This window comes from Sphingomonas sp. Ag1 (assembly GCF_000980895.1).
GTDB classification, from domain to species: Bacteria; Pseudomonadota; Alphaproteobacteria; order Sphingomonadales; family Sphingomonadaceae; genus Sphingomonas; species Sphingomonas panaciterrae.
Genome location: NZ_LAZX01000094.1, coordinates 733252 through 754473, shown reverse-complemented (window position 1 = coordinate 754473; position 21222 = coordinate 733252). Strand labels below are relative to the sequence as shown.

At 65.9% G+C, this 21222-nt stretch carries 19 protein-coding genes; 14 read left to right on the top strand and 5 right to left on the bottom strand.

Going from position 1 to position 21222, the window contains the following annotated elements; all coding sequences use genetic code 11:
• Positions 1-45 precede the first annotated feature (45 nt).
• On the top strand, positions 46-1449 hold the full coding sequence (locus XM50_RS16515; protein ID WP_046411841.1) for an NAD(P)H-dependent flavin oxidoreductase: 1404 nt from the start codon (positions 46-48) through the stop codon (positions 1447-1449).
• A 96-nt stretch (positions 1450-1545) separates the two neighbouring features.
• Here XM50_RS16515 and XM50_RS16510 read toward each other — a convergent pair whose 3' ends face one another.
• Positions 1546-1737, bottom strand: a complete 192-nt coding sequence (locus tag XM50_RS16510) for a hypothetical protein (RefSeq protein ID WP_046410997.1) — start codon at positions 1735-1737, stop codon at positions 1546-1548.
• 91 nt (positions 1738-1828) lie between these two features.
• Complete coding sequence (locus tag XM50_RS16505) at positions 1829-2827, bottom strand: 2-hydroxyacid dehydrogenase (RefSeq protein WP_046410995.1); 999 nt, start codon at positions 2825-2827, stop codon at positions 1829-1831.
• Between the two features lie 135 nt (positions 2828-2962).
• On the opposite strand from XM50_RS16505, the gene XM50_RS16500 reads away from it, so the two are divergent.
• Genes XM50_RS16500 through XM50_RS16485 form a run of 4 tightly spaced genes read left to right on the top strand, consistent with a single transcriptional unit; the run spans position 2963 to position 5414 of the window.
• Positions 2963-3421, top strand: a complete 459-nt coding sequence (locus tag XM50_RS16500) for an SH3 domain-containing protein (RefSeq protein ID WP_231622005.1) — start codon at positions 2963-2965, stop codon at positions 3419-3421.
• A gap of 14 nt (positions 3422-3435) precedes the next feature.
• Positions 3436-4254: a carboxylating nicotinate-nucleotide diphosphorylase gene (nadC, locus tag XM50_RS16495; RefSeq protein WP_046410993.1), complete on the top strand. Its 819-nt coding sequence runs from the start codon at positions 3436-3438 to the stop codon at positions 4252-4254.
• A 12-nt stretch (positions 4255-4266) separates the two neighbouring features.
• A complete protein-coding gene (locus tag XM50_RS19265) occupies positions 4267-4707 on the top strand; it encodes a hypothetical protein (protein ID WP_125945788.1) in 441 nt (146 codons plus the stop codon).
• Positions 4704-5414, top strand: coding sequence for a ribonuclease T2 family protein (locus tag XM50_RS16485; RefSeq protein ID WP_046410991.1), 711 nt, complete (start codon positions 4704-4706; stop codon positions 5412-5414). Before XM50_RS19265 ends, XM50_RS16485 begins: the two co-directional genes overlap by 4 nt.
• 57 nt (positions 5415-5471) lie before the next feature.
• Here the strand turns inward: XM50_RS16485 and XM50_RS16480 are convergent, their stop codons facing one another.
• Positions 5472-6650 (bottom strand): vWA domain-containing protein, encoded by a 1179-nt coding sequence (locus XM50_RS16480; protein WP_046410989.1) that lies wholly within the window; start codon positions 6648-6650, stop codon positions 5472-5474.
• A 112-nt stretch (positions 6651-6762) separates the two neighbouring features.
• Between XM50_RS16480 and otsB the strand changes: the two genes are divergently transcribed.
• The 4 genes from otsB to XM50_RS16460 are packed head-to-tail and all read left to right on the top strand — an operon-like array spanning position 6763 to position 12793.
• A complete protein-coding gene (gene otsB / locus XM50_RS16475) occupies positions 6763-7506 on the top strand; it encodes a trehalose-phosphatase (RefSeq protein WP_046410987.1) in 744 nt (247 codons plus the stop codon).
• Positions 7503-9299 carry a glycoside hydrolase family 15 protein gene (locus XM50_RS16470; RefSeq protein ID WP_046410985.1) on the top strand — a complete coding sequence of 599 codons (1797 nt, stop codon included), beginning with the start codon at positions 7503-7505 and terminating at the stop codon, positions 9297-9299. The genes otsB and XM50_RS16470 overlap by 4 nt, the downstream gene beginning before the upstream one ends.
• Positions 9296-10693 (top strand): alpha,alpha-trehalose-phosphate synthase (UDP-forming), encoded by a 1398-nt coding sequence (locus tag XM50_RS16465; protein WP_046410983.1) that lies wholly within the window; start codon positions 9296-9298, stop codon positions 10691-10693. Before XM50_RS16470 ends, XM50_RS16465 begins: the two co-directional genes overlap by 4 nt.
• Before the next feature lie 51 nt (positions 10694-10744).
• On the top strand, positions 10745-12793 hold the full coding sequence (locus XM50_RS16460; RefSeq protein WP_046410981.1) for a TonB-dependent receptor: 2049 nt from the start codon (positions 10745-10747) through the stop codon (positions 12791-12793).
• A gap of 9 nt (positions 12794-12802) precedes the next feature.
• Here XM50_RS16460 and XM50_RS16455 read toward each other — a convergent pair whose 3' ends face one another.
• Positions 12803-13402 (bottom strand): TetR/AcrR family transcriptional regulator, encoded by a 600-nt coding sequence (locus tag XM50_RS16455; RefSeq protein ID WP_046411837.1) that lies wholly within the window; start codon positions 13400-13402, stop codon positions 12803-12805.
• A 154-nt stretch (positions 13403-13556) separates the two neighbouring features.
• On the opposite strand from XM50_RS16455, the gene XM50_RS16450 reads away from it, so the two are divergent.
• Genes XM50_RS16450 through XM50_RS16430 form a run of 5 tightly spaced genes read left to right on the top strand, consistent with a single transcriptional unit; the run spans position 13557 to position 20755 of the window.
• The gene (locus tag XM50_RS16450; protein ID WP_082103131.1) at positions 13557-14846 is read left to right on the top strand and encodes an efflux RND transporter periplasmic adaptor subunit; all 1290 of its coding nucleotides are present in this window, start codon (positions 13557-13559) and stop codon (positions 14844-14846) included.
• A 6-nt stretch (positions 14847-14852) separates the two neighbouring features.
• On the top strand, positions 14853-18062 hold the full coding sequence (locus tag XM50_RS16445) for an efflux RND transporter permease subunit (protein ID WP_046410979.1): 3210 nt from the start codon (positions 14853-14855) through the stop codon (positions 18060-18062).
• 5 nt (positions 18063-18067) lie between these two features.
• On the top strand, positions 18068-19600 hold the full coding sequence (locus XM50_RS16440; RefSeq protein WP_443024677.1) for an efflux transporter outer membrane subunit: 1533 nt from the start codon (positions 18068-18070) through the stop codon (positions 19598-19600).
• 60 nt (positions 19601-19660) lie between these two features.
• Positions 19661-19915, top strand: coding sequence for a hypothetical protein (locus XM50_RS16435; protein ID WP_046410975.1), 255 nt, complete (start codon positions 19661-19663; stop codon positions 19913-19915).
• A 60-nt stretch (positions 19916-19975) separates the two neighbouring features.
• Positions 19976-20755: a metallophosphoesterase family protein gene (locus XM50_RS16430; RefSeq protein WP_046411833.1), complete on the top strand. Its 780-nt coding sequence runs from the start codon at positions 19976-19978 to the stop codon at positions 20753-20755.
• Positions 20756-20863: 108 nt separating this feature from the next.
• Here the strand turns inward: XM50_RS16430 and XM50_RS16425 are convergent, their stop codons facing one another.
• A complete protein-coding gene (locus XM50_RS16425) occupies positions 20864-21142 on the bottom strand; it encodes a hypothetical protein (RefSeq protein ID WP_052742609.1) in 279 nt (92 codons plus the stop codon).
• Positions 21143-21222 lie beyond the last annotated feature (80 nt).

Here is a 21222-nt window from a genome sequence, read left to right as displayed (position 1 = left end):
CCTTATTGGATTTTCGAGAGGTGATTTAAGGCCGTGGCGACTGCCGTGTTTAAGGGGCTCAAGCCCATCGTCTACAATGGCCGTGAGGTTTGGCCGCTGGTGGAAGGCGGCAAGGGTGTTGCGGCTACCAATCATGCGTCGGCCGGCGCGTGGGCGGCCGCGGGCGGCATCGGCACGGTCAGCGCCGTCAACGCCGACAGCTACGATCCCGAAGGCAAGATCATTCCGCAGGTCTATCATGCGCTGACGCGGCGGGACCGGCATGAGGAATTGATCGAATACGCCATCGAAGGCGCCGTGCAGCAGGTGCAGCGCGCCTGGGAGATCGCCGGTGGCAAGGGCGCGATCAACATCAATGTACTGTGGGAAATGGGCGGTGCGCAGCGCGTGCTGCAAGGCGTGCTGGAACGGACCCGCGGCATGGTCGCCGGTGTCACCTGCGGCGCCGGCATGCCGTACAAGCTGAGCGAGATCGCCGCTTCCTACAACGTCAATTACCTGCCGATCGTTTCCTCGGGCCGTGCCTTCCGCGCGCTGTGGAAGCGCGCTTATTCCAAGGTGTCGGAGCTGCTGGCGGCGGTCGTCTATGAGGATCCCTGGCTCGCCGGTGGTCACAATGGCCTCTCCAATGCCGAAGACCCGCTGAAGCCGGAGGATCCCTATCCCCGCGTGAAGGCGCTGCGCGAAACGATGCGCGAGGGTGGCATTCCTGATACCACGCCGATCATCATGGCCGGCGGCGTCTGGTATTTGCGCGACTGGAACGACTGGATCGACAATCCGGAACTCGGCACCATCGCCTTCCAGTACGGCACGCGCCCGCTGCTGACGCAGGAAAGCCCCATTCCGCAGCAGTGGAAGGAACGGCTGATGACGATCGAGGAGGGCGACGTCCTCCTGCATCGCTTCTCGCCGACCGGCTTCTATTCGTCGGCCGTCCGCAATCCCTTCCTGCGCAGCCTCGAGGCGCGCTCGGAACGCCAGATCGCCTTTTCGACGAAGGAGGCTGGAGACCACATCTTCCAGCTCGACGTGGGCGTGAAGGGCAAGAACTTCTGGGTCACCAAGGGTGATCTGCTGCGCGCGCGCGAGTGGTTCGGCCACGGCTTCACCGATGCGCTGAAGACGCCGGACAATACGCTCGTGTTCGTGACGCCGCAGGAAAAGGCGGAGATCCGCAAGGATCAGGCGGATTGCATGGGCTGCCTCAGCCAGTGCCTGTTTTCGAGCTGGGCGGATACCGAGACGAACTCGACCGGCCGTCTCGCCGATCCACGCAGCTTCTGCATCCAGAAGACGCTGCAGGATATCGCCCACGGCGGCGATACGGAGGCGAACCTGATGTTCGCCGGCCATGCGGCCTATAATTTCAAGCGCGATCCCTTCTACTCGAACGGCTTCGTGCCAACGGTGAAGCAGCTCGTCGATCGCATCCTGACGGGCGACTGATCACGCCTGGCCGGGGCTGACGCTCCGGCCTTCAATCCCTCCACCGTCATCCTCCTCGCGTTGCTGCGCCAGAAGGATGACGGTCAGGGGGGCGCATCAATTGTCGATGGTGCCGATCACCGCGCCGGCAGTACCGCCCACCGCCGCGCCCTTTTCCACGCTGCCACCAGTAGCCGCTGCCACGCCAGCGCCACCTGCACCGCCAATTGCCGCGCCGCGCAACGTCGAGCAGGCTGAGGTGGTCACGGCGGTGGCGCCAAGCATCAACAGAAGAAACGTCTTCTTCATCGCACATTCTCCGATCGATTTAACAACCGGACAATGCGCCCAACATAGGTTGCGTTCCGGCAGGACACGCAACTTTACAGTTCTCGGGTACTCAGACCCAGCCTTCCAGCACCTGGTCGGGCGGCCGATGACCATCGGCCCACATGCGAATATTGGTCATTACCTTTTCGCCGGTGGCCAGCCGCCCCTCGAACGTGGCCGATCCCATGTGCGGCGTCATCACGACATTGGGCAGCGCCAGCAAACGCGGGTCGATCGCCGGTTCGTGCTTCCACACGTCCAGCCCCGCGCCCGCCAGTCGCCCCGCCTCCAGCGCGTCGATCAGCGCATCCTCGTCGACGATCCCGCCGCGGCTGGCGTTGATCAGATAGACGTGCGAGCGCAGCAGCGCGATCCGCTCGGCGCTGATCAGGTTTTCGCTGTCGGCGTTGCGCGGCGTGTGGATCGTCAGGATGTCGATATTGGCCAGCATCTCGTCCAGATTGGGATGCCATTGCGCCTGCAGTTCGGCCTCCACCACCTTCGGCAGCCGGTGGCGGTTGTGATAATGGATCGACAGGCCGAACGCCCGCGCGCGGCGGGCGACGGCCTGGCCGATGCGCCCCATGCCGACGATGCCCAGCGCCTTGCCCCCGATGCGATGGCCGAGCATCCCGCCCGGGCTCCACCCCTTCCATTCGCCCGACCGCACCAGCTTCTCGCCCTCGGCCAGCCGGCGCGGGACGGAAACGATCAGCGCCATCGTCATGTCGGCGGTATCTTCGGTCAGCACGCCGGGCGTGTTGGTGACGATGATGCCGCGCCGGCGCGCCGCCTTCAGGTCGATATGGTTCACGCCCGCGCCGAAATTGGCGATCAGCTTCAGCCGCTCGCCCGCACCCTCGATCAGCTCGGCATCGATCGTGTCCACCACCGTCGGCACCAGCACGTCGCAATCGGACATGGCAGCGGCCAGCTCCTCGCGGGTCATCGCCTTGTCACCGCGGTTGTTGACCGTGTCGAACAGGGCCTCCAGCCGGTCCATGGTGATGTCGGGCAATTCGCGCGTCACGATCACGCGGGGATTGGCGCAGCGGCGAGTATCGACCATGGCATTGGATTGGCGAAGCGCGGCGCGGGCGTCAACGATCGGTTGATGCGGCAGCCGTGCGGGCGCTACAGGAACGGCTTGGTCGACGGGGGTGTATCGATGCGGCGATGGACGGCGGGATGGGTGGCGCTTGCCGTGCTGTTCGGGCTGGTGGCCAATGAAGTCGCCGCGCAGGCCAAGGACAGGCCGAAACCACCCTATTTCGCCTCCATTTCGGCCGGAAAGGCCCGGATGCGCTCCGGCCCCGGACGCAGTTATCCGGCGACCTGGCTCTACGTCCGCGCCGACCTGCCGGTCCGCGTCGTCGACGTGTTCAAGGAATGGCGCAAGGTGGAGGATCCCGGCGGTACCCAGGGGTGGATGCTCGGCTCGCTGATCAGCAGCACGCGCACCGCGATGATCAAGGAGTCGATCGCCGAATTGCGTGACCGGCCCGCCTATGGCGCGCGCATCCTGTGGCGCGCCGAACCGGGCGTGATCGGCCGGGTCAGCCAATGCGCGCGCGGCTGGTGCCGCCTCGATATTCGCGGCCAGGCGGGCTTCGTGGAAATCAGCCGCCTCTGGGGCGTGGAACAAGAGGAAGTGCTGCCGTGATCGCTGGCTTTGACATGGACGCCTTTGTCAGCGCGACGCTTGCCGAGGATCTCGGCGGCGGCCGCGACGTCACGTCCGAGGCGGTGATCCCGGCCGACGCCCGGTTTGAGGGTGTGATGGCCACGCGCGACGCGATTGCCGTCGCCGGGCTGCCGATTGCCGCTGCCTTCTTTCGCCGGCTCGATCCTGATGCCTCGGTCGACCTTCTGGCCAGCGATGGCGATCGCGTCGCGGCCGGCACGCCGGTCATGCGGCTGGCCGGCCGCGCGCGGGCGCTGCTGACGGCGGAGCGGTCGGCGCTCAATACCGTCCAGCACCTGTCGGGCATCGCAACCCTGACCGCCGCCTATGCCGATCGTATCCGCGGCACCGGGGCCATCCTGCTCGACACGCGAAAGACGATCCCGGGACTGCGGCTGCTGGAGAAATATGCCACCCGCATGGGCGGTGCGCAGAACCATCGCATGGGGCTGTGGGATGCGGCGATGATCAAGGATAATCACATCGCCGTCGCCGGCAGCGTCGGGGAAGCAGTGCGCCGCGCCCGTGATGCCGGCGTCGCTGACATCATCGTCGAGGTCGACCGGGTGGAGCAGATCGAGCCAGCGCTCGCCGCCGGCGCGACGCGGCTGCTGCTCGACAACATGCCCCCGCAGATCCTGCGCGGTGCGGTGACGCTCGTCGGTGGGCGGGTACCCACCGAGGCATCCGGCGGCGTCACGCTGGATACGATCCGCGCCATTGCGGAAACCGGCGTCACCTACGTCAGCGTCGGGCGTCTCACCCAGTCCGCGCCTGCCGCGGATATCGGCCTCGACTTCGCTCTCGCCTGAGGAACCTCGCCGTTGATCCGTCCCCTGTCGATCAGGCGCTTTGAGCGCCTGTACCTTTTGGCGCTCGCGCTCGGCCTGCTCAGCACCATGCTCGACTGGCCTCAGCGTGTCGCAAGCTTCGCCAGCAATCCTGCGCTGGCGGAGATGGGCTGGCTGCTGCCGACATCGGTGGTCTTCAACATCACGCTGCGATTGCTGCTGTGGTATTTCACCGCCCGCCAGCCGAGCATCGCGGCCAAATGGTTCGTGGTGGTGCTTGCGGCGATCGCCTTCGTGATCCTGTTGTTCGGCCTGGTCGCGCTGATCGTCGGTGCCACGCCGTCGCTGGCGGCATCACTCGCCGGCCTTGCGTCGGGCGCGCTGTACGTCGTTTCGGCGGCCTATCTGTTTCGCCCCGACGCCAGGCTTTGGTTCGGCGAACATGCCGTTGAAGAACAGGAGTTTACCGAATGATCCGTGGCTTTGCTCTGGCGCTGGCGCTGATGCCGGGCGTGGCCGCCGCCCAGGCATATCAATGCTCGGTTCCGGCCGGCACGGACCTCCGGGTGCGTCCCGACCTGCCAAGCAAGAGCGAGCCACAGCGTCTGCTGCCAATCGGAAGTTATACGCTGGCGATCAGCTGGTCGCCGCAGCACTGCCGCACCCCCGATCGCGCCGCCCGCTCCACGTTCCAGTGCGGCAGCGGCAACCGCTTCGGCTTCGTCCTGCACGGCCTCTGGCCCGACGGGTTCGGCAAGGAGTGGCCGCAATATTGCAAGGCGACGCCGCTGATTTCGCAACGCACGGTGCGGGCAAACCTGTGCGCGACCCCGTCGGCGCAGCTGCTGCAGCATGAATGGGCCAAGCACGGCACCTGCATGCCCGGCGAAACGCCCGACAGCTATTTCGGCAAGGCGACCTCGCTCTTCAACGAGGTCCGCTATCCCGACATGAACGCCCTCGCGCGCCAGAGCCTGACCGCCGGCAAGCTCGCCACCGCAATCGCGCGGGTCAATCGCGGCATGCGCGCCGACATGATGCGCGTCACGACCGACCGCATGGGCTGGCTGAACGAGGTCTGGATCTGCATGGACAGGAAGTTCCGCTACACCCGCTGCCCGGCGCACCAGGGCGGCGTGAAGCCGAACGCCCGCGTCCGCATTTGGACCGGCAAGCGCTGAACGATCGCTCGCCCGCCCCGCGACGAACGGGGGCAGGGCGGGCGGATCAGCGCAAGGTCACCGCTTGCGCGTGAGTTCCCGCATCGCATCGTCCAGCCCGGCGAGCGTCAGCGGGTACATGCGGTCGTTCATCAGTTCGCGAATGATCTTCACCGATTGCGAATAGCCCCATTGCGCCTGCGCGACCGGGTTCAGCCAGACGGCGGCCGGGTAAGTAGTCGTCAGGCGGTTCATCCACACCGCGCCCGATTCCTCGTTGAAATGTTCCACCGAGCCGCCCGGATGGGTGATCTCATACGGGCTCATCGACGCGTCACCGACGAACACCAGCTTGTAGTCGTGCGGGAATTTGTGAAGCACGTCCCACATCGGCGTCCGCTCGGAAAAGCGGCGCTTGTTGTCCTTCCACACCCCTTCGTAAGGGCAGTTGTGGAAGTAGAAGAACTCCAGGTTCTTGAACTCGCTGGTGGCGGCCGAGAACAGTTCCTCACACAGCTTGACGAACGGGTCCATCGATCCGCCAACGTCGAGGAACAACAGCAATTTCACCGCATTGCGCCGTTCCGCGCGCATGCGAATGTCAAGCCAGCCCTGCCGCGCAGTTCCGTCGATCGTGCCGTCAATATCCAGTTCGTCCTGCGCGCCCTCACGAGCGAACTTGCGCAGCCGGCGTAGCGCGATCTTGATGTTGCGGGTGCCCAGCTCCTTGGTGTTGTCGAGATTCTTGAACTCGCGCTGGTCCCACACCTTCAGCGCGCGCTTCTGCTTCGATTCGCCGCCGACGCGCACGCCCTCGGGGTTGTAGCCGGAGTTTCCGAACGGGCTGGTCCCGCCGGTGCCGATCCACTTGTTGCCGCCCTGGTGGCGCTTCTGCTGTTCCTCGAGCCGCTTCTTCAGCGTCTCCATGATCTCCTCCCAGGAGCCGAGCGACTTGATCGCCTCCATCTCCTCGGGCGTCAGGAACTTCTCGGAGACCGCCTTCAGCCAGTCTTCCGGAATCTGCGCGCCTTCCTGGATGAAGCTGTTCTCGATCCCCTTGAAAACCTTGGCGAACACCTGATCGAACTTGTCAAGCAGGCCCTCGTCCTTCACGTACACAGCGCGCGACAGATAGTAGAAATCTTCGGGCGTGCGATCGATCACCTCCGCATCGAGCGCTTCGAGCAGGAGCAGATGCTCCTTCAGGCTCGCCGGGATGCCCGCGACGCGCAGCTCATCGAGGAAGTTGAGGAACATCGGCCATCCGCCCCATCATTTATCTGCTCTTTTGCCGCTGATGACAGACTTGGCGGGATGGCGCCAGCATCGGACGCTGACGAACGCGGGCGCGCACGCTAGAGCGTCGGCCATGAGCCCAGTTGCGTCGCTTCCCCCGCCGCCGCCCCTTCGTGCGAGCGGCCATTGCCTCCTTCTCGATTTCGACGGCACTTTGGTCGACCTGGTGGATCGGCCCGACGCGATCGTGGTCGATACCGGGCTAATTGATCTTCTTCACCAGCTCGCTGGAACCTTTGCCGGCCGTTTCGCCTTAGTCAGTGGACGATCAGTGGCGCAGATCGAGGGGTTCCTGGGTGATGCTGCCGCGGAAATCGCGGTGGTGGGCAGTCATGGCGCCGAACTGCGGCTGGGAGGCCGGAACATCGCGCCGGATCGTCCGCCCGCGCTGGTCGAGGCCGAGCGGGCATTCTCCGCGGCGTTCGCGGGCGAAGAGGGGGTTGTGGTCGAGGTGAAATCGCTGGGCGTTGCCGTTCATTATCGCATGGCACCGGAGCATGGCGTAGCCGCGCGGCGGCTCGCCGAACAATATGCTGATCGGGACGGGCTGGTTTTGCAGACCGGCAAGATGATGGTCGAACTGCGCGTCGGCGGCCACGACAAGGGCACCGGAATAGATGCGCTGCTGCGGCATGAGCCGTTTGCCGGGCACATGCCAGTGTTCGCGGGTGATGACGTGACCGACGAATCCGGCTTGGCGCTCGTCGCCGAGCGCGGCGGTGTCGGCGTGCTGGTCGGCGCTCCGCGTGAGACGGCGGCGCAGTTCCGCCTGGATGATGTGGCCGCCGTGCGCGCCTGGTTGGAGAAGGCGGCATGACCGCGACGATGGATCTGTGGCCGATCGGCAATTGCCAGGTATCCGCGCTGGTGGACCGCGCCGGCCGCTTCGTGTGGGGCTGCACCCCGCGCGTCGATGGCGACCCGGCTTTCTGCTCGCTGCTTGATGACAATCCCAAGGCCGGTGACGATGCGTTCGGTTTTTGGGAGATCGACATCGATCGCTGCCGCACGACGACGCAATCCTATCTGCGTAACACGCCCATTCTGGTCACGCGGCACGAGGATGAGGACGGCAATGCGATCGAGGTGATCGATTTCTGCCCGCGCTTCACCCGTAATGGCAGGCGCTACCGCCCGGTAGCGTTCGCCCGCATTGTGCGGCCCGTCGCGGGCAGCCCGCGCATCCGCGTTCGCCTGCGCCCCGCCGTGACCTGGGGCTCCGTGCGGGCCACGACGACGCGTGGGTCCAACCATATCCGCTACCTGCTGGACGACAGCGTGCTTCGCCTGTCGACCACGGCGCCGGTCGGCTGGATCGAGGATGAGCGGATGTTTCGCGTGGAGCGTCCGCTGCACTTCTTCCTCGGCCCGGACGAAAGCTTTTCCGACGACCTTCACGCCGCGCTCGACAATATGCTCGAGCGAACGATCGAGGAATGGCGGCATTGGGTACGCGGGCTCGCGACGCCCTATGAATGGCAGGAGGCGGTGATCCGCTCCGCCATCACGCTGAAGCTGTGCCAGCATGAGGAAACCGGCGCGATTGTCGCCGCGCTGACCACGTCGATCCCCGAACATGCAGATTCCCAGCGGAACTGGGACTATCGCTACTGCTGGGTCCGCGACGCTTACTATACCGTCCAGGCGCTCAACCGGCTGGGGGCGCTCGATGTGCTCGAAGGGTATCTCGAATATCTGCGCAACATCGTCGACAACGCCAAGGATGGCCACATCCAGCCGCTCTACGGCGTCGGCGGGGAGGCGACCCTGATCGAGTGGGAGGCGCCGGCGCTGTCGGGCTATCGCGGCATGGGGCCGGTGCGCGTCGGCAACCAGGCCTATGAGCAGATCCAGCATGATGCCTATGGCCAGATCGTCCTTTCCAACGCGCAAGCCTTCTTCGATCATCGCCTGTTGCGCGTCGCCGGGCGCGAGGATTTCGAGGCGCTGGAGCCGATCGGCGAGCGTGCCTGGCAGAAGTTCGATCAGCCTGACGCGGGCCTGTGGGAATTGCGCACCAAGAGCCATGTGCACACCTATTCGGCGGCGATGTGCTGGGCGGCATGCGACCGGCTCGCCAATGCCGCAGAGGCGCTGAAGCTCGACGACCGCGCCGATTTCTGGCGCGAGCGGGCAGAGACGATGCGCGCGCGGATCGAGGAAGCGGCCTGGCGCCCCGACACGCAGCGCATGTCGGCGACCTTCGGCGGCGACGACCTCGATGCCAGCCTGCTGCAGCTGCTCGACCTCCGCTTCCTTTCGCCCGACGACCCACGTTTCCGCACGACGCTGGAGGCGGTGGAGGGGGGCTTGCGCCGCGGATCGTACATGCTGCGCTACGCGACGGAGGATGATTTCGGCCTGCCGCACACGGCGTTCAACGTCTGCACCTTCTGGTTGATCGAGGCGCTTCATTTCACCGGCCGGGATGCCGACGCGCGTGAATTGTTTGAAGAAATGCTGGCGCGCTGCACCCCCGCCGGCCTGTTGTCGGAGGATATCGACCCGAATACCGGTGAATTGTGGGGCAATTATCCCCAGACCTACTCGCTCGTCGGCGTGATCAATTGCGCCGTCCTGCTCAGTAAACCCTGGAGTGCCATACGTTGAGCCGTCTGATCGTCATCTCCAACCGCGTTTCTGCACCAACCCCGCAACAGCCAAGCGCACAAGGAGGATTGGCGGTCGCCCTGACCGCCGCGCTGCGCGAGGCGGACGGCATATGGTTCGGTTGGTCGGGGGAGACGGGCGAGACGGGTGAGCTGAAGTTCGAGACGTTCGATGGGGTGACCTCCGCCACGATCGATCTGCCGGAACAGGACGTGGAGGAATATTACGACGGCTATGCGAACCGCACGCTCTGGCCACTGTTCCACTATCGCCTCGGCCTGACCGAGTTCGAACGCGATTTCCAAGGCGGCTACGAACGGGTGAACCGGCTGTTCGCCGAAGTGATCAGCCCACATATCGAGCCCGATGACCTGATCTGGGTTCACGATTACCACATGATCCCGCTCGGCTGGCTGCTGCGCCAGCAGGGCATCACCAATCGCCTAGGTTTCTTTCTGCACATCCCCTGGCCGCCGACCGACCTGCTGCATGCCCTGCCCGAGCATCGGCGGTTGGTGGAGGCGCTGTTCGCCTATGACCTGGTCGGCTTCCACACGCGCGAATGGCTGGAGACGTTCCACGATTATGTCGTCCGGGAGATGGGTGGCACGATCGAGGATGATGACCGCGTCACCGTCGGCGGCCGCACGATCCGGGCGATCGCCTGTCCGATCGGCATCGACGCGCGCGAATTCATCGCCAGCGCGCAGAGCAATGAGGCGGTGACGACCCAGAACCGCGTAGTCGAAAGCCTGAGCGGCCGTCGCCTGATCGTCGGCGTCGACCGGCTGGATTATTCCAAGGGGCTGGAGGAACGGTTCAACGGTTATCTTCGCTTCCTCGATACCCGGCCCGACGCCCATGCCCAGGTCACGATGCTCCAGATCGCGCCTCCGTCGCGTGCCAGCGTGCAGAGCTATCAGGACATTCGCGCAACACTCGACGCGCTGTCCGGCCGCATCAACGGGGCGCATGCGGAAATCGACTGGGTGCCGTTGCGCTACGTCAACCGCGGGCTGCCGCGCGGCGTGCTCGCGGGTGTCTATCGCGCCGCCAAGATCGGGCTGGTCACCCCGCTTCGCGACGGCATGAACCTTGTCGCGAAGGAGTTTGTGGCGGCGCAGGATCCCGAGGATCCCGGCGTGCTGATCCTGTCCCGCTTCGCTGGCGCCGCGGCGCAGCTTACCGGGGCATTGCTGATCAACCCCTACAGCCCCGACGAGATGGCGGACGCAATCGAGCATGCGCTGAACATGCCGCGTGACGAGCGGATCGCGCGCTGGCGTCCGATGTTCGACAATGTCGTCGACGAGGACGTGATCTGGTGGCGCAAGCGCTTCACCGAGGTGCTGGCGTCGACGGAGCGGGTGGCAGAGGTGGCGCTGGAGGTCTGACCGCGCTTGCGCCGCTTGCACGAAGGGGGCGTGGCAACCCATAGGCGGCGCATGACCTCTCGCGCCAGCGCTGCCCTCGTCCTGATCCTATTGCCCACTGCGGCCCACGCCCAGGCGGGTTCCGACATCGTCGTCACTGGCCGCGGGCTCGACGACCGTCCCGGCGACCGTACCGCAGACGTAGTCACGATCGACGCGCAGCGGATCAGCGCCAATGCCAGCGATCGGCTGGAAAGCGTTCTCGCTGATGTCGCGGGGCTGCAGCAGTTTCGCCGCTCGGACTCGCGCTCGGCCAATCCGACCAGCCAGGGCATTTCGCTGCGCGGGATCGGCGGCAACGCGTCCAGCCGCGCGTTGCTGGTGCTCGATGGCGTGCCGCAGGCAGATCCGTTCGGCGGATGGGTGCCATTTCCGGCCTATGCCACCGATCGGATCGGCCGCATCCGTGTCACCCGCGGCGGGGGGAGCGGCTATTTCGGCCCCGGCGCGCTTGCTGGCACGGTCGAACTGGAAAGCGCTGACCCGCGCGATCGCCCGACGCTGCTCGGCAGCCTTGCCTATGGCAGTCGCGATTCGCTCGATGCACAGGCGTCGGGCACGTTTCTGTCGGGTCCGGGCTTTGCCACTGTCTCGGCGGCCTATGCGCGTGGCGACGGCTTCATTCCGGTGGTCGCGGCAGATCGCGGTCCGGCCGACCGGCCCGCGCCTTACGAACAAGCATCGGCGGCGCTGCGCGGGGTCATCCGCGTGGCGCCCGATACCGAGCTTCAGGCCAATGTCAGCGGCTTCACCGATCATCGCGAACGCGGCACCGCCTTCACTGCCAATCGCAGCGAGGGGGCTGACGCCAGCCTGCGCATCGTCGGGCGCGGGGCGTGGGGCTATTCGGCGCTGGCCTATCTCCAGACCCGCTCCTTCGCGTCGCAATTCGCCAGTGTCTCCGCAGGCCGGGTCAGCGCCAGCCAGACGCTCGACCAGTATAACACCCCTGCCACCGGTATCGGCGCGCGGTTCGAGATCGTGCCGCCCGTCGGTGCGGGCCGCGACCTGCGCCTGGGCATCGACGTGCGCGACGTGACCGGGCGCACCCAGGAAAATTACACCTATGTCGGCGGTGCGCCCACGCGGCGGCGCATCGCCGGCGGCAGCAGCAGGACGACCGGCATCTTCGCCGACGGCAGCGTGGAGGCAGGACGCTGGACGCTCACCCTGGGCGGGCGCCTCGATCGCTGGCGCATCGCCGACGGGCAGCTTGACGAATATACGCTGGCGACCGGCGTGCCCTTGACGGCCAGCCGCTTTCCGGAGCGCGACGGCACCGAATGGACCGGTCGCGCCGGTCTCGCCTTCGCGCCGGTGGAGGCCGTCATTTTGCGGGTGAGCGGCTATCGCGGCTGGCGCTTGCCGACGCTCAACGAATTGTACCGCCCGTTCCGGGTCGGCGCCGATGCCACCGCCGCCAACCCGGATCTCGCGCCCGAGCGGCTGAGCGGCGTCGACGGCGGCGTGACGCTGGCGCCCCTGGCCAATCTGACGCTGTCCGCCACCGTGTTCTGGAACCGGCTGGACAATACCATTGCCAATGTGACGGCGGGGCAGGGGCCGGGCACCTTCCCGGGCGTCGGCTTCGTCAACGGCGCCTATCGCGTGCGGCAGAACCTGGACGCGATCCGCTCCAAGGGGCTTGAGCTGGACGCGCGCTGGCAGGCGGGGCCGGTGTTCGCCATCGCCTCGTGGAGCCATGTCGATCCGCGGGTGGAAGCATCAGGTGCCGCCGCGCCGCTCGACGGCCTGCGCCCGGCGCAGACGCCGCGCGATCAGTTGTCGGGCACGCTCGGCTGGCGTCAGGGCGCTTGGACCGCGTCGGCGACGCTGCGCCACATGTCCGGCCAGTTCGAGGACGATCAGAACGCCCGCGTGCTTGCCCCCGCAACGACGCTCGACGCGTATCTGTCGGTGCCGGTGACGCGAGGGCTTGCGATCGAGGCGCGGGGCGAAAACCTGTTCGATGCGCTGGTCGAAGCGGGCGTCAGCGGCGCCGATGTGATTGAACGTGCGACGCCGCGCACCTTGTGGATCGGCGTGCGCTTCAGCGGCTAGGCGCGCCCGTCACGAAAGGGCGGCTTCGGCGCTGGCGTCCGTTTCGCTGGCGCCCGCGTCGTGCTGCAGTCCGTCGATGGCCGCGTTGATGCACGTCATCAACGCGCGGATCACGTCCGGGCTGGGCTGATCCTGCTCGGTCACGCGTCGCTGGAAAACGCCGGCAGCAATCGTCTGGATCATTTCCGCCACCTGGATGAACCGGCTCGACGACACCGATGCCGGCACAAGCAGGCACAAGGCAGACGTCAGCTCGCTGCGCATCCGCTCCCGCACCGCGCGGACGATTTCGGCAATCCGCTCGTTGCGCGATGCCTCGGCCATGATCTCCGCCACGAGTCGTCCCCCCTCGGGGTTCTCGCACGCAACGAACTGACCGATCCACGCGCGCACCACGGCGGGATCACCCGTGGCGCCCGCGGCGCACAGGCCACGTTCCGACAGAAAGTCTTCCAGATCGCGCGCGACGATCTCCGCCACGATCGCTTCCTTGTTGGCGAAATCGCGATAGATCTGCCCGACGGCAATTCCCGACGTCTGCGCGATCTGCGCCATGCCCGTGCCGTGGAACCCGGTCGCCGCAAAGGCTTCACGTGCCGCCTGGATCAATTTCTCGCGCCGTGCGTTTGCCCGCCCGATGCGCAAGCCGGGGAGGGCTGCGCCACATTGTTCGATGACCTCTCTCCTCGACTTGACGCGTTTTCCAGTTCGCAGTAGCAGCAAACGTGAGTGAACGATCACTCACTTTATTTCAGAGAACGATATGGCATTCAAGAGGGTCGCGCTATCAGCCCTGCTGCTGGCGTCGGTGTCCGCCTGTGGTGGGCAGAACGATCAGGGTCAGCAGCAACAGCAGGCGGGACCCCCTCAGGTATCGGTCATCACCGTCCAGCCGCAGGCTGTGACGCTGACAACGACCTTGCCGGGCCGCACGGCCGCGTTTGAAACCTCCGAAGTGCGCCCGCAGGTTAATGGCCTGATCGTTGAGCGCCTGTTCACGGAGGGCGATTCGGTTCGTCGCGGCCAGCCGCTCTTCCGCATCGATCAGCAGCCCTATCTCGCCGCGGTCGCCAGCGCGCGGGCGTCGCTCGCGCGAGCCCGCGCCGCCATCGCCTCCAGCGCGGCGCTGCAGCGTCGCTATGGCGAACTGGTGAAGATCAACGCGATCTCGCGCCAGGAATATGACAATGCGATCACGTCTGCACAGCAGGCGCAGGCCGACGTCGCGGCCCAGCAGGCGGCCTTGCGCTCCGCACAGATCGATCTTGAGCGCACCACGGTCCGCGCGCCGATCTCCGGCCGGATCGGTCGCGCGCAGTCGACCACCGGCGCGTTGGTGACCTCGGGCCAGACCAATCCGTTGACCACCATCCAGCGCCTCGATCCGATCTATGTCGATGTGCCGCAATCGAGCGCCGACCTCCTGCGCCTGCGTCAGTCGATCGCGGCTGGCGAGCTGTCCCGCGGCGGCGGCGCCGCGCGCGTTCGCTTGCGGCTCGAGGATGGCTCGCTTTACCCGATCGAGGGCAAGCTGCAGTTTACCGACGTCACCGTCGATCCGACCACCGGAACGCAGACGATCCGAGCGATCTTCCAGAACCCGCGCGGCCTGCTGCTGCCGGGCATGTACGTCCGCGCCGAACTGGTCGAGGGGACGGAGCGCAACGGCATCCTGGTGCCGCAGCGCGCCGTGCAGCGCAACGAAAGCGGCCAGGCCACTGCGATGGTGGTCGGACGGGACAACAAGGTCGAACCGCGGATCCTCACCACCGATCGCACGATTGGCGAGGACTGGCTGGTAACCGCCGGGCTGAAGCCTGGGGATCGTGTCATCGTGGAAGGTGGCGGCGGCATGCTGCGTCCGGGCATGCCCGTCTCGCCCAAGCCGTGGAACCCGAATGCGGCGCCCGCTGGCACGGGTGCCCCTGGCGCGCCCGGTCAGCCGCAAGGCAAGGGGCAACCACAAGGGCAGCCGCAGGGGCAGGGGCAGGGACAACCGGCCCAGGCTGGCCAACCCCAGGCGCAGCCCAACGGCCAGGCTCAGGCGAAGTAACCCTACATGGCACGCTATTTCATCGATCGACCCATCTTCGCATGGGTGATCGCGATCGTCCTGATGCTGGCTGGCGTCATCGCCATCCGCAGCCTTCCCGTCGCGCAGTTCCCGGAGATCGCGCCACCCACGGTGTCGATCACCGCGACCTATCCGGGCGCGGATGCGACGACGCTGGAACGCACCACCACGCAGATTATCGAGCAGCAGCTGCGCGGCATCGATAACCTGCGCTATTTTTCGTCCTCGTCCTCCTCGTCGGGCGTGCTCACGATCACGCTGACGTTCGAACAGGGCACCGATCCTGACATCGCGCAGGTGCAGGTTCAGAACAAATTGCAGGCGGCGACTCCGCTGCTGCCGCAGGAAGTGCAGCAACAGGGCATTCAGGTTCAGAAGTCCGCCGCCAGCTTCCTCGTCATCGTCGGCCTGTATTCGGAAGACGGCTCGCACTCGATCACTGACCTGTCGGACATGGTCGTGTCGCGGCTGCAGGACCCGGTCAGCCGCGTGAACGGCGTGGGCGAGCTTCAGATCTTCGGCTCGCAATATGCGATGCGCATCTGGATCGATCCGCTGAAGCTGAACAACTATCAGCTCACCATCGCCGATGTGACCAATGCCGTGCGGGCGCAGAATGCCCAGGTCTCGGCCGGCCAGATCGGTGCTCAGCCCGCTCCCAAGGAGCAGATGCTGAACGCGACCGTCTCGGTCCAGTCACGCCTCCAGACGCCGGAGCAATTCGGTCAGATCCGCCTGAAGACGACGGAAAATGGCGCGGTTGTTCGGTTGGCCGACGTGGCTCGGGTTGAGCTTGGCGCCGAGAATTACGGCTTCGATACCAAGTTCAACGGCAAGCCCGCCTCGGGCTTCGGCGTCCGTCTTGCCGCGGGTGCCAACGCGCTCGACACCGTCGACGCGGTGAAGGCCGAAGTGGAATCGATCGCCAAGGGTTTCCCGGCCGACGTCAAGGTCGTGTACCCCTTCGATACCACGCCGTTCGTCCGCCTGTCGGTGGAACAGGTGATCCACACGCTGGTCGAGGCAGTCGTCCTCGTCTTCCTGGTGATGTTCCTGTTCCTGCAGAACTGGCGCGCTACGCTGATCCCGACGATCGCGGTGCCGGTCGTGCTGCTCGGTACGTTCGCGATCATGCAGGTGGCGGGCTTCACCATCAATACCCTGACCTTGTTCGGCATGGTGCTCGCCATCGGTCTATTGGTCGACGACGCGATCGTTGTGGTCGAGAACGTCGAGCGTCTGATCGTCGACGAGGGGCTCAGCCCGAAGGACGCCGCGCGCAAGTCGATGGACGAAATCTCGGGCGCGCTGATCGGCATCGGCATGGTGCTGTCGGCGGTGTTCCTGCCGATGGCGTTCTTCGGCGGTTCCACGGGCGTCATCTATCGCCAGTTCTCGATCACCATCGTCTCGGCGATGATCCTATCGGTGCTGGTCGCGTTGATCCTGACACCGGCACTGTGCGCCACCATCCTGAAGCCGCACGATCCGACCAAGCACGAAGGCAACGGGATCTTTGCCCGCTTCTTCCGCTGGTTCAACCGCACCTTCGAGAAGGGGACGGTCAAGTACGAGCGGGGCGTGAAGAAGACCGCGCGCAGCTGGAAGCGGTCGATGCTCGTCTATCTGCTGATCGTCGGTGGCATGGTGCTGCTGTTCGCCCGGCTGCCCAGCGCCTTCTTGCCCGATGAGGATCAGGGCACGGTCATCGCGCTGGTGCAGGGGCCCGCGGGCGCCACGACCGCGCGCACCGACAAGGGTCTCGACCTCGTTCGGAATTATTTCCTCGAGCAGCCGGGTGTGCAGTCCGTCTTCACCATCAACGGCTTCAGCTTCGCAGGGCAGGGGCAGAATGCGGGCCTCGCCTTCATCAGCCTGAAGCCATGGGATGAGCGGCCGGGGATCGACAACAAGGCGCAGACCATCGCGGCCAAGTCCATGGGTGTATTCTCGAAGTACGAGGACGGCATGATCTTCGCGCTAGTGCCGCCGGCGGTGCAGGAGCTGGGCAATGCTACCGGCTTCGACCTCCAGCTCGTCGACACGGGTGGGATCGGCCATGAAAAGCTGACTCAGCTGCGCAACATGGTGCTGGGCATGGCGATGCAGGACAAGCTGATCGCACAGGTTCGCCCGCTCAGCCTGGAGGACGCGCCCCAGCTGAAGGTCGATATCGATCAGGACAAGGCGCGCGCGCTGGGGCTCGATCTGGCGACGGTCAATTCGACGCTGGCGACGGCGTGGGGCGGCTCCTACGTCAACGACTTCATCGACCGCGGCCGCGTGAAGCGCGTCTACGTCCAGGCGGACACGCCCTATCGCGTCCGGCCGGAGGATATTGCCGACTTCTACGTCCGCAACGACCAGGGCCAGATGGTGCCGTTCACCTCCTTCTCGACGGTGAGCTGGACCAACGCGCCGGTGTCGCTGACTCGCTACAATGGCCAGCCCGCGATGCAGTTGCAGGGTTCACCGGCGCCGGGCGTCAGCACCGGTGCCGCGATGGAGGCAATGGAGGAAATTCAGGCCAAGCTCCCACCCGGCACCGCGCTGGAGTGGACCGGGCTGTCGTTCGAGGAACGGCTGTCTGGTGGCCAGGCACCGGCACTCTATGCCTTGTCGCTGCTGATCGTCTTCCTGTGCCTCGCGGCATTGTACGAAAGCTGGTCGGTGCCGATCGCGGTGATGCTGGTGGTCCCCTTGGGCGTGATCGGTGCGCTCCTCGCGGCGACGCTGACCGGGCTGAACAACGACATCTACCTTCAGGTCGGCCTCATCACCACGATTGGTGTGGCGGCGAAAAACGCGATCCTGATCGTGGAGTTCGCGGAGGAACGTATCGCGGAAGGGATGAAGCCGTTCGACGCGGCGGTGGAGGCTGCGCGACTACGCCTGCGTCCGATCCTGATGACCAGCCTGGCCTTCATCTTCGGCGTGCTGCCGCTGGCGATCTCGACCGGCGCGGGTGCCGGTGGTCAGAATGCAATTGGCCGGTCGGTGGTGGGCGGCATGTTCTCCGCGACGGTGCTGGCGATCTTCCTGGTTCCGACCTTCTTCGTGGTCGTCTCGCGGCTGTTCGGCCACGGCAAGGACGATGAGGGGGATCAGAACGTCAACAACTACGAACCGTTGCGTGACGACGGGGACGATGGCGACGCAGGGCGCGATCGTGGCCCGACGCCGCAGGGAGCATGATCCAGATGAAGTCCCGTTCCCTCCTGGCGGCGCTCGCCGTCGCCACCACCCTGTCGGGCTGTAATCTCGCGCCCAAATATGTTCGCCCGGTCGGCGCCGCCCCGGAAACCCTGCCGCAAGGCGGTATCTATCCACGCGCGGCGACCGATGCGCCGGACATCACCCAGGTGGGCTGGCGCGATTTCTTCCTCGATCCCCGCCTTCGGCAAGTGATCGAGACCGGCCTTGCCAACAATCGTGACCTGCGGATTGCCGCCGGCAACGTGCTGCAGGCGCGGGCACAATATCGCGTCCAGCGTGCCAGCCAGGTGCCAAACACCACCATTTCCGGTTCGGGCACCTACACCAACAACGTCTTCGGCGCGGCCGGCGGCGGGCTCGGCGCTGGCGGAATGGCCGGCGGCGGCACTGGCACCGGCACCGGCACCGGCGGTGTTGGCGGCGGCACGGGTGTAGGCGCCGGGGCAGGGGCTGGCGCGGTTGGCGGCGGGATCGGCTCGGCCTCGTCGAACCTTGAGTTCTACTCGGTCAACGCCGGCTTCTCGCAGTTCGAGCTCGATCTCTTCGGTCGCGTCCGCAACCTCTCGCGCGCCGCGCTGGAGCAATATTTCGCTTCCGAAGAGGCGCAGCGCACCGCGCGGATCAGCCTCATCGCCGAAATCGCCAATGCCTGGCTGACCATGGCGGCGGACCAGGAACAGCTGCGCATCAGCCGCGAGACGCTGAAGGCGTTCGAACAATCGCTGGAGCTCACCCGCGCGCAGTTCCGTATCGGCGTCGCGTCCGAGCTGGAGGCGCGGCAGGCGGAGACCAATTACCAGGCCGCGCGCAATGACATTGCGGCGCTGCAGACTCAGGTTGCCCGCGATCAGAATGCGCTGAACCTCCTCGTCGGCGCCACCGTGCCCGCGGACCAGCTGCCGACCGAACTCGGCAACGCACCGGTGACCCGCGATGCGCTGCCCGGCAATCTGTCCTCGGAAGTGCTGCTGCGCCGTCCTGACGTGCTCCAGGCGGAGCATCAGCTGATTGCCGAGAACGCCAACATTGGCGCGGCGCGCGCGGCATTCTTCCCGCGTATCTCGCTCACCGCGACGATCGGGACGATCTCTACCGCGCTGTCGGGTTTGTTCGGCGGCGGCAGCTTCACCTACAATGCCGCGCCGTCGGTCGCACTGCCGCTGTTCGACGGCGGTCGCAACGCCGCCAATCTCGACTATGCCAAGGCGTCGCAGCAGGTGGCGGTCGCCACCTACGAACGCGCAATCCAGACCGCGTTCCGCGAAGTGTCCGATGCGCTCGCGCAGCGCGGCACGATCGAGGAGCAGGTCGCCGCGCAGACGGCGCGGGCGGAGGCAGCCTCGGTGGCGGCCCGCCTGTCCGACGCGCGCTACCGGGCAGGCGTGGATTCCTTCCTCGTGGCGCTCGACGCACAGCGCACCGCTTATGCTGCACAACAGCAATTGGTGACGACGCGCCTGGCGCGCGGAAGCAATCTTGTGGAACTCTACCGGTCGCTGGGTGGTGGATTAAACTAACCGCCTTGCCTCTCGGAACGTTTTTGTTACTCTCCCGTACTTAGGAAGAGGAGAGAGCCAATGACGCCACAAGAGCGCGCGGGCGAAGAATCCCTGGTGATCCTGCAAAGCCTGCTTTGCTTGCTCCGGGAGAAAAACGTGCTGACCCGCGCGGATATCGAAACGCTGACCGATCGGGTGGCGATGCGCGCGAGCCAGGCAGAGCGCGATCCGATCCCCTGTTGCGCCGAGGCCGCGCGCAGCGCCGCGCAGGAGATGGCGAAGATCGCCAGCTATATCGGCCCGCATTACGGCGGGAAGCACCGACGCAGCTGACCTGCGACACGCTAGGCGCTTGCCCGCGAACCGAATCGCGGGCAGCGCGTTGGCATGTCGATGAAGCTTTTCCACGTAAGCGATGTGCACTTCGGTGCTGAGGATCCCGCTGCGCTCGACTGGTTCGCGCAATGCGTCGCCGACGAGTCGCCCGATGCGGTGATCATGACGGGCGACCTGACCATGCGCGCCCGCACCCGCGAATTCGATGCCGGTGGAAAGTGGTTGATGTCCCTCGGCGTGCCGGTAACGATCGAGGTCGGCAACCACGATTTGCCCTATTATTGGGATCCGTTGCGCCGGCTGTTCAGCCCGTACAAGCGCTATGGCGCGGCGGAACGCATGATCGAAAAGACCCTCGACCTGCCCGGCATCACGATCGTGCCGCTCAAGACGACGGCCCGCGCGCAGTTGCGGCTCAACTGGTCAAAGGGGCATGTCAGCCGCGACGCGCTCAAGAATACGCTGGACCTGATCGCTGCGGCGCCGCGAGGCAACCTCATCTTCGTCGCGGGTCACCATCCCCTGATCGAAGGCGGGACGCGCGGCACCGCCAAGACACGCAATGGTGACGAAGCACTGAAGGCGCTGGCGGATGCCGGCACCCATGCTGTCCTGTCGGGCCATGTGCATGATCCCTTCGACAAGCCAGTGACATTTGGCGACTGGACGGTGCGGATGATCGGCGCGGGAACATTGTCAAAACGGCTGCGCTCGTCACCGCCGGCGTTCAACGAGATCAGGATCGCCGATGGCCGGTTCGAAACCCTGGCCCGGACCCTCTCGCCAGAACCCAAGCACCCGATCAGCGTCACCGCCAAAAGCGGCGCCCTGCGCTAGAGGGCAGCCCACGCCGCCGGGCAGCGGCCATGAAAAAGGCCGCCGGCGCCATCGCAGCGCCAGCGGCCCCTCGATCATCCGCGGAGGGGCTTGCCCCCCCCGAGTGGATCAGTTCGCGGTCAGCACCGACACCGCACCGCCCTGCGGCGCGCGGAAAGCGACCGGCGTGCCGCCGACGTTACCACGGACCTTCTCGCCCTCGACGACCAGGCGGAAACGGTCACCGCCGACGCGACGGCCGGTGATCACGGTCGCGCCTTCGCGCCCTTCGCTGGTCTTGTAGACGTAGGTCTGATTCTCGTGCTGGAAGCTCTTCTCGTCCTGCGCCTGCGCAGCAAACGGCGCCATTGCAGTGAGGAAAGCGGCGGTCATGATGAGCTTGCGCATGGTAGGATTCCTCGGTTTGAAACCAAATCTTTTCGCAAGTGCACAATAGATGCTGCGCCGCACCAACCAAAGCGCAAAAG

What these genes read in the sequence shown, in the direction of transcription:
- XM50_RS16485 (WP_046410991.1), top strand. Translation starts at nt 4,704, where the DNA reads ATGATCCGTGGCTTTGCTCTGGCGCTGGCGCTGATGCCGGGCGTGGCC.
- XM50_RS16460 (WP_046410981.1), top strand. Translation starts at nt 10,745, where the DNA reads ATGACCTCTCGCGCCAGCGCTGCCCTCGTCCTGATCCTATTGCCCACT.
- XM50_RS16425 (WP_052742609.1), bottom strand. Translation starts at nt 21,142, where the DNA reads ATGCGCAAGCTCATCATGACCGCCGCTTTCCTCACTGCAATGGCGCCG.
- nadC (WP_046410993.1), top strand. Translation starts at nt 3,436, where the DNA reads ATGGACGCCTTTGTCAGCGCGACGCTTGCCGAGGATCTCGGCGGCGGC.
- XM50_RS16445 (WP_046410979.1), top strand. Translation starts at nt 14,853, where the DNA reads ATGGCACGCTATTTCATCGATCGACCCATCTTCGCATGGGTGATCGCG.
- otsB (WP_046410987.1), top strand. Translation starts at nt 6,763, where the DNA reads ATGAGCCCAGTTGCGTCGCTTCCCCCGCCGCCGCCCCTTCGTGCGAGC.
- XM50_RS16505 (WP_046410995.1), bottom strand. Translation starts at nt 2,827, where the DNA reads ATGGTCGATACTCGCCGCTGCGCCAATCCCCGCGTGATCGTGACGCGC.
- XM50_RS16470 (WP_046410985.1), top strand. Translation starts at nt 7,503, where the DNA reads ATGACCGCGACGATGGATCTGTGGCCGATCGGCAATTGCCAGGTATCC.
- XM50_RS16435 (WP_046410975.1), top strand. Translation starts at nt 19,661, where the DNA reads ATGACGCCACAAGAGCGCGCGGGCGAAGAATCCCTGGTGATCCTGCAA.
- XM50_RS16510 (WP_046410997.1), bottom strand. Translation starts at nt 1,737, where the DNA reads ATGAAGAAGACGTTTCTTCTGTTGATGCTTGGCGCCACCGCCGTGACC.
- XM50_RS16430 (WP_046411833.1), top strand. Translation starts at nt 19,976, where the DNA reads ATGAAGCTTTTCCACGTAAGCGATGTGCACTTCGGTGCTGAGGATCCC.
- XM50_RS16440 (WP_443024677.1), top strand. Translation starts at nt 18,068, where the DNA reads ATGAAGTCCCGTTCCCTCCTGGCGGCGCTCGCCGTCGCCACCACCCTG.
- XM50_RS16480 (WP_046410989.1), bottom strand. Translation starts at nt 6,650, where the DNA reads ATGTTCCTCAACTTCCTCGATGAGCTGCGCGTCGCGGGCATCCCGGCG.
- XM50_RS16450 (WP_082103131.1), top strand. Translation starts at nt 13,557, where the DNA reads ATGGCATTCAAGAGGGTCGCGCTATCAGCCCTGCTGCTGGCGTCGGTG.